Origin of the sequence: Halegenticoccus tardaugens (assembly GCF_004116405.1) — an archaeon.
Lineage (GTDB): Archaea > Halobacteriota > Halobacteria > Halobacteriales > Haloferacaceae > Halegenticoccus > Halegenticoccus tardaugens.
Map to the genome: position 1 here is coordinate 1 of NZ_SDIC01000008.1, position 12349 is coordinate 12349.

Genomic DNA, 12349 nt, shown 5'->3' on the forward strand with positions numbered 1-12349 from the left:
ACGGACTGTGGGTTCACGCACGAAGCGAACCGTGACGGCGAACAGTTCCACTGCCAGAAGTGCGGCTACGAGGTCAACGCGGACTACAACGCAGCGAAGAATATCGGGCTACGCTACGCCCGAAAGCGGACACACAGACTCCGTTCCTCGCCCACGTCGGGGAGCGGAGACGCACCAGTAGACGTGCGTATACATGGTGGGGCGTTGAACGGCAAGAGTCACCGGCAATTGGCCGGTGACTGATTGCCGGGAGTCCACATCAAAGCCCTCCCCTCAACGAGCGAACCCCGTATGGGGTGAGCGAAGTAGGGTAGGGTAGTTTACTCGACTGCTGTGGCGCGTCCGAACTCATGCTTAGAAGCTGAACACTTGATCGGCGCCGTCTACTTCTTCGAGGAACGTCGCCGCGCCTGCGAACTTGGTCGTGACTGACTCGTCCACCGCATCCCGATCCCACTCAAGCATGTCGAGCGTGGTGGTGCAGGCGACCGTCGAAACGCGGTTGCCACCGTCGGCTACGAACGCTTTGAGTAGGTCGTATGGGTTCGGCATCCCCGCATCGAGAAGGGGCTCAATCTCTGAGAGGTCCTTCTCATCCCCCATCAGGTGGGTCAATCCGTCGAAGGTGAAGTAGGTAATGACCTCGATGTCGGACGCGAGCGCGGTGTGGCCCAGGTTCATGGCCATCGCCAGGTTTTTCGGGTTCTCGTCAGAAACGATGATTCCGATCTTCTCCATCGGTGTTACTCCGTCTTGCGGACGTAGTGCTTGTACACGTCGTCGTCTTCCACTTGGTTGACGAGTTCAACGCCGTCTGTGGTCTTTGCCCAGCCTGCGATGTCGCTCATACTTCCAGGATCCGTCGCGAAGACTTCGAGAACGTCTCCTTCGGCAAGTCGGTCGATATTCTGTTTGGTCTTGACGACCGGCATCGGACAATTCTGTCCCTTTACGTCGAGCGTTTCGGTTACTTCGTACTGTGTCATGGTATTGACTTCATCACCCAATATTAGATCTGGGTGTAAAAGCGTGTCGGTAGAAGTTCGATATTCGAACACAGCTGTTCACCCAATTCTATTCACTATGGCTATAATCAGCTTGAGACGGAGGAATTCGTGATTCAATCTTGCGTAATCATAGAATTACTATGCAAAGCCTTATTTGGAACGCATGGTTAGCCAAGAGTGACGATGACCAAGGATACCCTCTCAGACATGGAAGGAGAGGTCGAATCGATCACCCCGGAGAACCTCAAAGAGCAGATTGATAGCGGTTCGAAGGTATTCCTCCTCGATACTCGGTCAGAAGAGAACTTCGACGAGTGGCACATCGACGGTGACAACGTTGAGATTGTGAACTACCCTTACTTCCAGCTGCTGGAGGGAGTTCCACTGGATCTGCTCGCCGAGCTTCCTCACGAACAGAAAATCACAGTGCTTTGTGCAAAGGGAGGCTCAAGCGAAATGGTCGCCGAACTCCTCGGGGAAGAAGGCTACGACGTCAATCACCTCGAACGCGGAATGAACGGTTGGGCGCGCATTTACGAGTACACGGAACTTGACGTCAACGTCGACGCTACGATCGCTCAGTATCAGCGGCCATCCAGCGGCTGTCTGGCGTATCTTATCGCCTCCGGTGACGAAGCTACCGTTATTGACCCACTCCGTGCGTTCACAGACGAATACGAACAGGACGTGCGCGCACTGGGGGTTGAACTTAGGTATGCACTCGATACGCATATCCACGCTGATCATATTTCCGGTGTCCATAATCTCTCGGAGCAAACTGACGCAACGATAGTTCTACCTGAGCCTGCCGCCAATCGTGGTGTGATATACGATCAGCCCTACGAGATTGTCTCAGACGGCGATACCATCTCCGTCGGCGATGTCAAGTTAGAGGTCATACACACACCTGGGCATACGACAGGGATGACTGCGTACAAAGTCGGGAACGTCCTGTTCACGGGCGATGGACTCTTCACCGAGAGTGTCGCCCGGCCGGACCTCGAAGATCCAGAAGCGGCGAAGAACGCGGCGGGGACGCTCTATGAGAGTCTCACCGAGAAGATCCTGACGCAGCCCGACGATGTGATCGTCGCACCGGCGCACTTCAGCGACTCTGCGACGCCCAACGACGATGGAACGTACACAGCCGAGCTTGGCGAGCTAAAGGAAACGATGAACGCACTATCGATGGACAAAGACGAGTTCGTTGAATTTATCGTCTCAGACTTGCCTCCGCGGCCGGCCAACCACGAAGAGATCATTGCGACGAACCTAGGACAGCAATCGCCCGACGATGAGGAAGCGTTCGAACTCGAACTCGGGCCGAACAACTGCGCAGCGAGCGAAGGAGCGCTGACGAATTAAAATGGCATCATTCGTGCAACTGGTCGCGCTCAGTGAGCTCTTCCCGCGAGGAATTCTGCCGTATCTTCTTGGCGGATTGCTCGTCGGCAGTGGAGTCGCGGTTATCTACCTTGCAACGGGAATCATCGCCGGCGCGAGCACGTTTCTCGAGTCGACGCTGTCGTACGTCTCGGACGTCCCACGGTTCAACCAATTCAAATACATCCAGTCACGCGGCTGGCGACTCGTATTCACCGCAGGCATCATCAGCGGCGCAGCCCTGTACGGACTCGTCTTAGATTCGGGCATCTGGACAACTGAGGTCCAGTGGTGGCGGCTGCTCGGGGGCGGATTTCTCGTCGGAGTTGGCACCCGCCTCGGCAAGGGATGTACCTCAGGCCACGGTGTCTGTGGGACTGGTTCACTCTCGCAGACGTCACTCGTGAACGTCGTGACATTCCTTATTGTGGCTATCGGAACTGCTCAGTTCGTGCAGGCACTTGGGGTGACACCATGACTGGCGAGAAACGTAGCCCCTTGTTCCTCCCCGTCATCTATATTGGGGGGTTGATCTTCGGATTCGGCCTTGCTATCAGCGGGATGGCTCGCCCCGAAGTTGTACTGGATTTCCTCCAATTCGAAGACTTTGGTCTCCTGTTTGTCATGGGTGGTGCGGCCCTCGTCACCGGAATCACGTTCGCTGTCGCAACGCGATCACTTGAGCAGGCACCATTGACTGGTGACGTCTACCTCCGGCGGCTGAAGGAGTTTGACCGCAACGTCGTCATTGGCGGGACGATCTTCGGCGTTGGTTGGGGTTTATCCGGTATCTGTCCCGGGGCTGCGTATGCGAGCGTCGGAATCGGCAATTATCCAATTCTGTGGGCCATCGGGGGAATGTTCCTCGGGGCGTACGCCCAGGGATACTGGCGGACCGCGCGGACATCGACCACCGCTGACGCGGCAGCAACGGACGACTGATCGGTAACTGACCTGTTTTGAACACGTACTCCGCGGTTTCGTTCGTAACTTATCCATCGCATACACATGGATACCAGTTCGTTACTCGGATATAGTATTGTGCAATATTCCCAAAATTGTTTTTACCCCGCGGGCCTAACCCAGTATTGTGCAGAATGGTATGTACTATACGAAAAAAATCCGAACGCTAACGGTGAGCTAAGATGTTCGAAATTGGACTACTAGGTGGGTCGGTACAGGCTGTAATAACAGTTGGCCTCGTCCTCAGCGAGGCCATTATTCTATACATTGGATATGGTGCTCTCTCACAAGTTGCCAGCTCAACTGTGCTCGAAGCACTTGAAGGAGAGTGAGTATGGATTTGCTTGGAATGAGCATTACGATGGCCGGGGTCTTCGTCGGATTCGGTCTCCTAATTGGGACCCTCTTTGGGTTCTTTGGTATGGGTGGGTCGTTCCTAATCACACCGGCGCTGTTGGTCATGGGGTATCCGGCGAAAGTGGCTGTGGGAAGTGGTCTCGCGTTTGTGTTCGGGACGAGCATCATCGGAGCGCTCAGACACCGTAATCACGGCCAAATTGACTACAAGTTAGCAGCCATCATGACAGTGTCCATGACTATTGGAATTGAAGGAGGCAAACACGCCGTCCTCTTCCTGGAAGCGACTGGAATGGCAGACCAGATCGTTAGCATCGCGTACGTCGGTCTATTGGCTACCGTCGGTCTTCTCACTCTGCGTGATGCCCGCTCTGCAAACGACGAATCCGCAAGTTTCGATCTTTCCGAGAGAGTGCAGTCGATCGAACTCCCGCCAATGGTCACATTGAAGGGAGATATCCGTGTCTCTGGTGTGATCGTCTTCACGATTGGACTAGTAGTTGGTGTACTATCTGGTTTTCTCGGCGTCGGTGGTGGATTCTTGCTGATGCCCGCGATGATGTATGGACTCGGCGTCCCTGCCACAGTTGCTGTGGGAACCGATATCCTCCAGATCACTATCTCTGGCGCGTACGGCACATTCGCCTACGCGCAGGCTGACGCGGTCGCCCTCCCTGTCGTCGCCGCACTACTCATTGGAAGTGCATTCGGGGCACGGATCGGAGCAGGAGCGACGAAACTTGTCGACGATGATGAGATCAAGGGCTATTTCGCGGCGATGCTGCTCGCGGGAAGTCTGGCAGTCGCCACAAAGAACTTCGGGACTGCGTACGGAATCGACGCGCTCAACACGGTGAGTATCATGCTTATCTTCGGCGCAGCAATTCTCGTCAGCGGTGCGGTCGTCCTCGCGGCCGTCTGTCGCCTTCGGGGAGATCATACGGGGACGTTGTGTCGGTTCACTACATCATGAATTGTCTCACCAATCCAGAGAATCCGTACGTGAACTACCCTACCCGACTCGCTCATAGCTGACGCCGTTCGCTCCATCAGGGTAGGGGTTCCTACTTCCACGACGCGCGTTTCAGCTTTAGCAGATAGCGCGGAGCCCCCTTCCTCACCGAGCGCCGATGGCGCGGGGAGGGAGGGGTGGAGCGCGTTTCGCAAAGGGGTAAGCCGGTGTACTGCCGATCCTGAGTTACTGCTCTCCCGGCACACGTCCAGGTGGGTAGGCGTCGCCAGTAGACCGACGCCTGTGGCACGAGAGTATCGCGTCCTAAACTCGGGAACGACGACCGTGAACGGGTTCGACTCCCGTTCCCCGATTGGGGATAGAGCGCGAGAACACCGGAAATTAAATCGGCGGGACAATCCTCGCCGCGGTCGGAGTAGGAGGCATCAACAGTGCGCCTACGCCGTCGGCAGGACGGTAATAGGAAGCCGGGCCGCGTCCATGCATGGGGTCGCGGGGTACAATGTCGGTGCGGTAAAGCCCCGTCCTCAAGGAGCGACCGACCGCCGCACGGCGGGAGCGAGCGAGTAGGGCGGGGTAGTTTACACACCGAGGTGGACACAGAGAGCGCAGTCTCCACAGGCGTTCAAAAATCGCTGTGCGATTTTCGCCGGTCATCAGAATCGCGGTGCGATTCTGAGGACGTTGATTCGGAGATCCCCGCATCTACGTCTTCGAGGCCGCGAGAAAGAATGTTCCACGCTCGTTCGCGTGGAGAACGCCGCACCGAGGCAGGCGTCCTCGAGGAGGAAGTCAGCAACGCCAGCCGTGACGAGGTCGGCGACCGTCTTGCCACCGTCGAGCGCGAGCGTCCATAGAGTTCCTCCCGGGAGAGGCATCGATACCGCTCGGACGCGTTCTCGAGTTTATCCGCCTCCGCAGCATCGAACGTGTGATGGCCTATATGTTCTCAGTTGTGGAACTATCACGAAGTAGTTGGCGGTCGTCGAAACATGCCGTCAGGTTAGAATTCTATGCCAGATTTTATGAAGCCGATGTTTCAAGCCGAACCACCGGTTTGGCAGGCATATAGAAACCATGTGCTGGGACGTCCCCCACTGGAGTCAACGGATTTAAGACAGTGGAGTTGCATAGTTGTGTACGTAATGAGCAATACCAAGCTCGCACCGTCGCAAGTCGCACAGCGAGTTCAAGACGACGACGCCGAGAACGTCTTCCTCCTTGACGTCCGTCGGGAGGATGACTACGAAGAGTGGCAGATCCCCGGGAGTACGAACCTCCCGATTTACGACGATCTCCTGGAGTACGACTTCTCCACGCTCGAAGATCGCCTCGACGAACTTCCCGAGGACGAGAAGATCGCCGTCGTCTGTGTCGCCGGCATCACGTCGGCGCGCGCGGCCGAGTTCCTCCGCGAGCACGGCTACGACGCAGAATCCATCGACAATGGGATGAACGGCTGGGGGCGTGTTCATCGCCAGTACGACATCGACGCGGTCAATGGTGTCGTCCAGATCGTCCGCCCCGGCACGGGCTGCGTCTCTTACCTTATCCACGACGGAGGCGAAGCCGTCATCGTTGACCCGACACAGTACATCGACGAGTACCTGGCGGCGGCCGACGAACGCGACCTCCGGATCGTCGGCGTCGCGGACACGCACGCCCACGCCGACCACGTCTCCGGCGCTCGGCGCCTCGCGGGCGAACTCGACGTCCCCTACTACCTCAACGCCGAGGACGCCGGCGAGCTCGATCGGGTAACCGAGATCGAAGACGGCGACGCCATCGAGGTTGGCAACCGTGCTCTCGACGTGCGTCACACGCCCGGCCATACGCCCGGCAGCGTCTCCTTCGAGTACGGTGACGCCCTCCTCTCTGGAGATACGCTGTTTCTTCGGAGCGTCGGTCGTCCCGATCTGGAGGACGGCTCTGAGGACGCCGTCCGCGAGGCCGCGAGTCTGTTATTCGACAGCCTCGGCGGACTGACCGACATCGACGACGGAACGGTCGTCCTCCCCGGTCACTTCAGCGACGAAGGGGTTCGGCCGCTGGCGACCGAACTCAGTGAACTCCGTGCGGAGACGACCAATGAGCTCCTCAGCTACGTCGAAGACGACGACGAGGAGGCGTTCGTCGAAACCATCGTCGAGAGTCTCGCCGACGAACCCGCAAACTACAACGAGATAAAGCAGATCAACTGGGGCAGAGAACAGCCCGGCGACGACGTCGAAGCGCTCGAACTCGGCCCAAACAACTGCGCGGCCAACTAACGACCGAGACCGGTTGCATCATGTCATACAGGCAGGGATTCGACGGAACTTGCCGCAGTTCGCGCTCCAGCTGCTCACCGTCTTCGCAGTCGGGTTGACCATCGGCGCCGAGCGAAACGTCGTCCCCGTGCTCGGACGGGACGTTCTTGGCATCGAGTCAGTGCTCGTTATCGGTTCGTTCGTGGTGAGCTTCGGCTTCGTCAAGGCCCTGCTCAACCTCTACGGTGGAAAGTGGTCCGAAGCGTACGGACGCAAACCGATCCTCGTCGCCGGGTGGCTCGTGGCACTCCCGATTCCCGTCATTATCGTCTACGCACCGAACTGGTGGTGGATTTCGGTTGGAAACGTACTACTCGGTGTCAACCAGGGACTTGCGTGGAGCATGAGCGTGAACGCGAAGATTGATCTCGCTGGAAGCGACGCGCGCGGCTTCGCCGTCGGACTCGACGAAGCCTTCGGCTACGGGGGCGTGGCCATCGGTGCCTGGGTAACGGGCGTCCTCGCGGCACAGTACGGGCTCCGTCCTGCACCCTTCTACTTCCTCGCGGGCGTCATCGTGGTCGCACTCGTGGTTTCGGTTCTCCTTATCGAGGAAACGCTCCCCTATGCACGGGCTGAGGCCGAGAACGAATCCGACGACGCGGACGCCGACCTGCCGTTCCGGACGATACTGAAGCGTGCGACGTGGGGCGACAGGACGCTGTTTGCTGCGTCACAGGCGGGAAGCGTCGAGAAGTTCGTCGACGCCCTCGTCTGGATTGCGTACCCGCTCTACCTGACGACCGCCGGGTTGTCAGTCGCCGAGGTCGGCGTCGTCGTCGGCGTCTACGGCGGTGTTTGGGGTGTCCTCCAGCTCTATACCGGGAAGCTTGCGGATGATATCGGACGACGACCGCCCGTCGTCGCCGGGATGTTCGTCGCCGGCGTGGGCGTGTTCGCGACGGTGTTGGTCGACAACTATTGGCTTTGGCTCGTGACCGCCGGCGTTACGGGCGTCGGGATGGCACTGCTCTACCCGAACCTGATCACGGTCGTCGGCGACGCCGCACACCCCTCTTGGCGTGCGACCGGGCTCGGCGTGTACCGGATGTGGCGCGACGCCGGCTACGGCTTCGGCGCGATCCTCATCGGCACGACGGCCGATCTTGTCTCCACGGAGGCAGCGTTCTACGTCGTCGCCGCCGCGATGTTTCTCTCAGGCGGTATCGCGGTCGTGTGGATGCGGGAAACCCACCCTGAATTCGGTGCCGGCGGGAACATGGAAATCCAGGCATCAAGCCTTTTTGACGACTGAGATCAGCGCTAGGAAAGATGCTGACATTTGACAAGAGGGTCCAGCGGCTTGTTCTTTTGGAACATACGGGTTATGAAGAGTCAGCGGTCACACCAAAAACGTTCAGCAAGGATGGCGTAGACTTGTACAACCTATGCACAAGTCTTTTACGGGCCTAGTACCTAGCTAAACGTGATACGAATGCCGAATTCAATGGCCGAACAACTCCAGCAGGACATGGAGTGCGAGGGACTCTTTGAGTGCTTCCACGGGCTCAAGCAACTCGACAAAGAGTGCTTCCAGGAGCTCGTCGGCGCTGAGGAACCTCTCACCGTCGATGAACTTGCGGAAGCGGTTAATCGCGAACGTTCAACCGCCTATCGAGCCGTTCAGCGTCTGCTTCAGGTTGGGTTCATCCAGAAAGAGCAGGTCAATTACGATCAGGGCGGCTACTACCACGTTTACTCGCCGACCGATCCCTCGAAGATCTCCAAGAACATGCAGCGGATGCTCAACGACTGGTACGCCAAGATGGGGCAGCTCATCCAAGAGTTCGAAACGAAATATAAACAAACTGACTCGACGGCACCCATCGAAGGGTAAACAGCGCTTTTACCTGAATTGCAGACGGGTAAGGTGAATCTCAGAACATCATGGCTGCGACTAGTGACTCGTCAGCCTCCTTCGAGGAGACCGACACGCGGAAAGACGAGATGCACAGTACGATCGAAGCATGAATCGACGAGCTCGTTGACGACGGTGTGGTGACGGCGGTCACCGACCAGCGGGCCCTTCTGAATTCCGATCTTGCTACTGGGGATGACCCTGACGACACCAGCCGTTCGGTGATATGACGCCCCAAGGTTCCATGGATAGGCTTGTACTCCATGAACCCGAATCTATTCATCAACAAGATGAGTGCCGATGAGTAAGACCACACACGTCCAGACCGAACTGCCGGACGAAGAATACCGTCACTTTAAATCGCTTGCCCAAGAGCGGGGCCTCTCGCTCACGGCGGCATTGCGTGAAGCGACCGCAATCTGGATTGAACAACAGGAACGGGTCGATCCAGACAATCCACTGTTTGCGATTCTCGACCAACTCGATCAAGAGCCAGTGCCCGAGACACCACGGACGAACGCCGTCACAGAAGATGACCTGGCTGAGGAGTGGAGTGAGGATACGGCTGGGATCCGATTCTCGGGCGCTCCCGACAGCGAGGAGTGAATGGGCCGCTCGATTGAGACTGACGCTGGGCCGGTGTCCGCGGGAGACTTCGAGCCTGAACGACTCACACATCGGGTGTTTCTCGGTCCGAAATTCCTGTTCGCGTTTTTCAATCCGAACGACGAACTTCACCGAGCATCGCGAGCGCTCGCCGAATTCGCACGCAGCGGGGACCTTCCATATCGACAGTTCATCGTTAACGAGCACGCGCTCGATGAGGCGGCAACGCGACTGAAAAAGCGTGCGTCGCTCCGTTACGCCGAGTTGCTCTTCAAAGCGGTCGATGAAAGTGGGCTATTTCGCTTCGAGCGTGTTCCCGACGAGGCATTTGAGCAGGTACGTGACAGATTCATCGGATGGGACGACAACAACGCTTCATTCACGGACTTCGTCATTGCGTGTCACATGGAGGAACTAGGTGTCGATCACATTGCGACGTACGTTCGACACTACCAGCTATTCGATGTCGTGACGGTTCCGCACATCGACCTCGGATAAGACCCTCACCGGGGTTGTGCTGGCCGCCAGTGGCCTCGTGGTCGGGGGGCGTGTCCTCGCTACTCGGGGTGTGTTGAGAGAGCGTATTCGGTCGCGTCTGCGTCGTAGGGATGTTTGGCAGCGCCAGGGGGGCGTGAGGCGCGTTCACGATTGGGCCTCGCGTGAGTTCTCATGACTGACCCAGACAAACTCGATGACACTGCAGATAATCACGAGCGGCTCGAAACCGAGCTTCTCGCAAAGGACTGGGATCTTGCTCAGGTATCGACGGCGGACGTTGACGAGACGACCGCACGACACCTTCTGAATGACCTCGTCGACGACGGTGTCGTGACGGCAGTCGCCGAACAGCGAGTCCTCGTTCACGAACCAAGTGGTGAAGCGTTCGGCTCAATTCGGCAGGTCGTCGTCTTCCATCGTGGGTGGACGGCTGGCTGTGATGCTGGCGAGGTAGACGAGTGACGCAGCAGACGCTTTCCGGATGTGCCTTCTGTGCGGCCCTGGGCAGGGCCGCACCAGGCACGGCGTATACGTGGGGGAAAGACGAACGAGTCGCCCACCAGATCTGTGTCGACTGTGCCCTACAGGAGCATCCCGATCCCGACGAAGGTGACCACCACGCTTGCGACGGGTGTGGACTCGTCGTGGACACGCTCGCAGCGCTCATTCGATTCCGCGTGGAGGTCGGCCATCTCGAAGGCCCATTGCAACTATGCGAGCGGTGTAGTCCAGGCGGGCTCGCGACGTACTGGACGCGCGACCTCGAGAAACATCTCGTCTCGACGCCAGCGGAGTGGCCCCCTCCCGCATTTCTGGGCACGGAAACGCCCACCCACGGTAACAAACATGCCAAACAACTATGTTCCAACAGCCCCAACACTAGCCTATGTCGAGCGGTACCATCGATATCGACGAGTTCGAGAACGCTGACGCCGACGAATTCGAGAAACGGAATGATACCGAACGGATCGTGCTGTTCCTCGACAAGAATAACGACAGGGCGTGGAAGGCAGCAACGATCGCCGAACAACTCGGGCTGGATACAGACGCCGTCAGTGCGATTCTCTCGCGATTGAAGGAACGCGGTCTCGTGCGGCACAAGCGCCCGTACTGGGCGATCACAGACGACGAGGAACGGCTCCAATCTGCCTACCGGCTACACCGACACTACGAGACGGCAGACGAACAATACGATGAGGAGCGTCTTGAGGAACTCCAGACCGACGAGATGGAAGAGATACAGTGACTGCGTTCGAGGACTTGGAACGTGGCGACATCATCTGGGGGACCGACCCGCTCTCAGATAAAGGTCGCCCGATGCTCATTCTGGGAGCGCCTCAATTCCCGGACCATGGCACCCAACTCATCACGGTCCTGCTCTCCACGAAGACCTACCACGAGGAGGCACTCCCACTCCGAGACGACGACTACGAGGGCGACCCACTCGGAGAACGAAGTCACGTGCTTCCGTGGTCGCTCGTGACCCTCAACAGTGCTGCCGATGTCGAGTACTACCTGACCTCTCTCGTCGTCGAACGAACTGACGATGTGGCCAACCAGTTGATCGACTATATATCGTCCTGATGCGACTGCTCGTTGCGGAGCATCCATTCGCCGTGATGAACACGATTGGGCTCGTCGCATTCGCACTCGTTGGCGCCAGCAAGGCGATCCGAGAGGAGTTCGACATGTTCGGAGTCACAGTAGTCAGCCTCGCCACGGCATTCGCTGTCGGGATGACCCGTGACCTCCTCGTCAACCGGGTCCCGCTCGCACTCAGCTCACACATCGAGATTGGTCTCGGCCTGCTCGGTGTTGGACTGGCGATAGGGGTGAGTGCTGCACTCGAGTCCGCCGACACTCATCCAGTGACATCGCTCTCAGATGCGATCGGGCTCGCTGCGTTCACCACGACCGGCGCTATCGTGGCGACGCAGGCCGACATCCCGGCGTTCGGCGTCGTCGCGATCGCGACGATCAACACCGTCGGAGGTGGTGCTGTCGCGGATATACTGCTGGACCGCTCGCCGTTCATCCTGCTCGACGACTTCTACGCCAGTTGTGCGGTACTGGGTGGCAGCACCTACTGGATTGTCGTCACTGCCGGCGGCTCGAACGGAACCGCTGCAGCGATCGTAGTTGGCACGCGAATTGGCGCACTCATTTTCGGGTGGTCACTTCCGACAACACAAGTACTGGGGTTAACGGGCGAGTAGCACCGTTCGAGATTCGCGAGCGGCAATGTGATCCCCGCTGTCGTGGCCTCGGGCGGAATAGTCAACACGGTAGCTATCCTGACGGGATGTAGTCGATACCACACCTCCTCGCCCTAGAGGTGGTACATTGCGTCGATGGGTTCCAGAGAGAGGAATTTCCCCCGTATCACCGAGGAATC

General features: G+C 58.2%; 17 protein-coding genes and 1 pseudogene. 16 read left to right on the plus strand and 2 right to left on the minus strand.

Annotated elements, in window-relative coordinates; genetic code table 11:
• A partial coding sequence (locus tag C3L37_RS18770) for a zinc ribbon domain-containing protein (protein WP_146333946.1) occupies nucleotides 1-243 on the plus strand: 243 nt, incomplete at its 5' end.
• 111 nt (nucleotides 244-354) lie between these two features.
• Here the strand turns inward: C3L37_RS18770 and C3L37_RS18775 are convergent.
• Together C3L37_RS18775 and C3L37_RS18780 are read right to left on the minus strand one after the other, a co-directional pair.
• Entirely contained in the window at nucleotides 355-738 is a 384-nt protein-coding gene (locus C3L37_RS18775) for a DsrE family protein (RefSeq protein ID WP_129116115.1), read from the minus strand.
• A 5-nt stretch (nucleotides 739-743) separates the two neighbouring features.
• Nucleotides 744-986 carry a sulfurtransferase TusA family protein gene (locus C3L37_RS18780; RefSeq protein ID WP_129116116.1) on the minus strand — a complete coding sequence of 81 codons (243 nt, stop codon included), beginning with the start codon at nucleotides 984-986 and terminating at the stop codon, nucleotides 744-746.
• Between the two features lie 204 nt (nucleotides 987-1190).
• Here C3L37_RS18780 and C3L37_RS18785 point away from each other — a divergent pair, with 204 nt between their 5' ends.
• The 15 genes and pseudogenes from C3L37_RS18785 to C3L37_RS18860 all read left to right on the plus strand — a co-directional run bounded on the left by C3L37_RS18785 (nucleotide 1191) and on the right by C3L37_RS18860 (nucleotide 12170).
• Nucleotides 1191-2372 (plus strand): MBL fold metallo-hydrolase, encoded by a 1182-nt coding sequence (locus tag C3L37_RS18785; RefSeq protein WP_129116117.1) that lies wholly within the window; start codon nucleotides 1191-1193, stop codon nucleotides 2370-2372.
• A 1-nt stretch (nucleotide 2373) separates the two neighbouring features.
• Nucleotides 2374-2868, plus strand: coding sequence for a YeeE/YedE family protein (locus C3L37_RS18790; protein ID WP_129116118.1), 495 nt, complete (start codon nucleotides 2374-2376; stop codon nucleotides 2866-2868).
• Nucleotides 2865-3332, plus strand: a complete 468-nt coding sequence (locus C3L37_RS18795) for a DUF6691 family protein (RefSeq protein ID WP_129116119.1) — start codon at nucleotides 2865-2867, stop codon at nucleotides 3330-3332. The genes C3L37_RS18790 and C3L37_RS18795 overlap by 4 nt, the downstream gene beginning before the upstream one ends.
• A 203-nt stretch (nucleotides 3333-3535) precedes the next feature.
• The gene (locus tag C3L37_RS24525; RefSeq protein WP_164974814.1) at nucleotides 3536-3685 is read left to right on the plus strand and encodes a DUF7512 family protein; all 150 of its coding nucleotides are present in this window, start codon (nucleotides 3536-3538) and stop codon (nucleotides 3683-3685) included.
• A 2-nt stretch (nucleotides 3686-3687) separates the two neighbouring features.
• On the plus strand, nucleotides 3688-4683 hold the full coding sequence (locus C3L37_RS18800; protein WP_228546357.1) for a sulfite exporter TauE/SafE family protein: 996 nt from the start codon (nucleotides 3688-3690) through the stop codon (nucleotides 4681-4683).
• Between the two features lie 1145 nt (nucleotides 4684-5828).
• Nucleotides 5829-6953, plus strand: a complete 1125-nt coding sequence (locus C3L37_RS18815) for an MBL fold metallo-hydrolase (protein WP_129116120.1) — start codon at nucleotides 5829-5831, stop codon at nucleotides 6951-6953.
• A 13-nt stretch (nucleotides 6954-6966) separates the two neighbouring features.
• A complete protein-coding gene (locus tag C3L37_RS18820) occupies nucleotides 6967-8247 on the plus strand; it encodes an MFS transporter (RefSeq protein ID WP_394345808.1) in 1281 nt (426 codons plus the stop codon).
• A gap of 180 nt (nucleotides 8248-8427) precedes the next feature.
• A complete protein-coding gene (locus C3L37_RS18825; protein WP_129116350.1) occupies nucleotides 8428-8829 on the plus strand; it encodes a helix-turn-helix domain-containing protein in 402 nt (133 codons plus the stop codon).
• A gap of 321 nt (nucleotides 8830-9150) precedes the next feature.
• Nucleotides 9151-9456, plus strand: coding sequence for a hypothetical protein (locus tag C3L37_RS18830; RefSeq protein ID WP_129116121.1), 306 nt, complete (start codon nucleotides 9151-9153; stop codon nucleotides 9454-9456).
• Entirely contained in the window at nucleotides 9457-9954 is a 498-nt protein-coding gene (locus C3L37_RS18835; protein WP_228546359.1) for a type II toxin-antitoxin system VapC family toxin, read from the plus strand. It abuts the gene before it with no gap.
• 171 nt (nucleotides 9955-10125) lie between these two features.
• Complete coding sequence (locus C3L37_RS18840; RefSeq protein ID WP_129116122.1) at nucleotides 10126-10416, plus strand: hypothetical protein; 291 nt, start codon at nucleotides 10126-10128, stop codon at nucleotides 10414-10416.
• A pseudogene (locus C3L37_RS18845) lies at nucleotides 10413-10748 on the plus strand (DUF7558 family protein); the annotation flags it as partial. The gene C3L37_RS18840 and the pseudogene C3L37_RS18845, both read left to right, overlap by 4 nt.
• A gap of 92 nt (nucleotides 10749-10840) precedes the next feature.
• On the plus strand, nucleotides 10841-11200 hold the full coding sequence (locus C3L37_RS18850) for a MarR family transcriptional regulator (protein WP_129116123.1): 360 nt from the start codon (nucleotides 10841-10843) through the stop codon (nucleotides 11198-11200).
• On the plus strand, nucleotides 11197-11538 hold the full coding sequence (locus tag C3L37_RS18855; protein WP_129116124.1) for a PemK-like protein: 342 nt from the start codon (nucleotides 11197-11199) through the stop codon (nucleotides 11536-11538). The genes C3L37_RS18850 and C3L37_RS18855 overlap by 4 nt, the downstream gene beginning before the upstream one ends.
• Nucleotides 11538-12170, plus strand: coding sequence for a trimeric intracellular cation channel family protein (locus C3L37_RS18860; protein WP_228546360.1), 633 nt, complete (start codon nucleotides 11538-11540; stop codon nucleotides 12168-12170). Before C3L37_RS18855 ends, C3L37_RS18860 begins: the two co-directional genes overlap by 1 nt.
• Nucleotides 12171-12349: the final 179 nt, after the last annotated feature.

Excerpts from the sequence above, each read along its gene's own strand:
- C3L37_RS18775 (WP_129116115.1), bottom strand. The coding sequence starts at position 738 with ATGGAGAAGATCGGAATCATCGTTTCTGACGAGAACCCGAAAAACCTG.
- C3L37_RS18780 (WP_129116116.1), bottom strand. The coding sequence starts at position 986 with ATGACACAGTACGAAGTAACCGAAACGCTCGACGTAAAGGGACAGAAT.
- C3L37_RS18785 (WP_129116117.1), top strand. The coding sequence starts at position 1,191 with ATGACCAAGGATACCCTCTCAGACATGGAAGGAGAGGTCGAATCGATC.
- C3L37_RS18790 (WP_129116118.1), top strand. The coding sequence starts at position 2,374 with ATGGCATCATTCGTGCAACTGGTCGCGCTCAGTGAGCTCTTCCCGCGA.
- C3L37_RS18795 (WP_129116119.1), top strand. The coding sequence starts at position 2,865 with ATGACTGGCGAGAAACGTAGCCCCTTGTTCCTCCCCGTCATCTATATT.
- C3L37_RS24525 (WP_164974814.1), top strand. The coding sequence starts at position 3,536 with ATGTTCGAAATTGGACTACTAGGTGGGTCGGTACAGGCTGTAATAACA.
- C3L37_RS18800 (WP_228546357.1), top strand. The coding sequence starts at position 3,688 with ATGGATTTGCTTGGAATGAGCATTACGATGGCCGGGGTCTTCGTCGGA.
- C3L37_RS18815 (WP_129116120.1), top strand. The coding sequence starts at position 5,829 with ATGAGCAATACCAAGCTCGCACCGTCGCAAGTCGCACAGCGAGTTCAA.
- C3L37_RS18825 (WP_129116350.1), top strand. The coding sequence starts at position 8,428 with ATGCCGAATTCAATGGCCGAACAACTCCAGCAGGACATGGAGTGCGAG.
- C3L37_RS18830 (WP_129116121.1), top strand. The coding sequence starts at position 9,151 with ATGAGTAAGACCACACACGTCCAGACCGAACTGCCGGACGAAGAATAC.
- C3L37_RS18835 (WP_228546359.1), top strand. The coding sequence starts at position 9,457 with ATGGGCCGCTCGATTGAGACTGACGCTGGGCCGGTGTCCGCGGGAGAC.
- C3L37_RS18840 (WP_129116122.1), top strand. The coding sequence starts at position 10,126 with ATGACTGACCCAGACAAACTCGATGACACTGCAGATAATCACGAGCGG.
- C3L37_RS18850 (WP_129116123.1), top strand. The coding sequence starts at position 10,841 with ATGTCGAGCGGTACCATCGATATCGACGAGTTCGAGAACGCTGACGCC.
- C3L37_RS18860 (WP_228546360.1), top strand. The coding sequence starts at position 11,538 with ATGCGACTGCTCGTTGCGGAGCATCCATTCGCCGTGATGAACACGATT.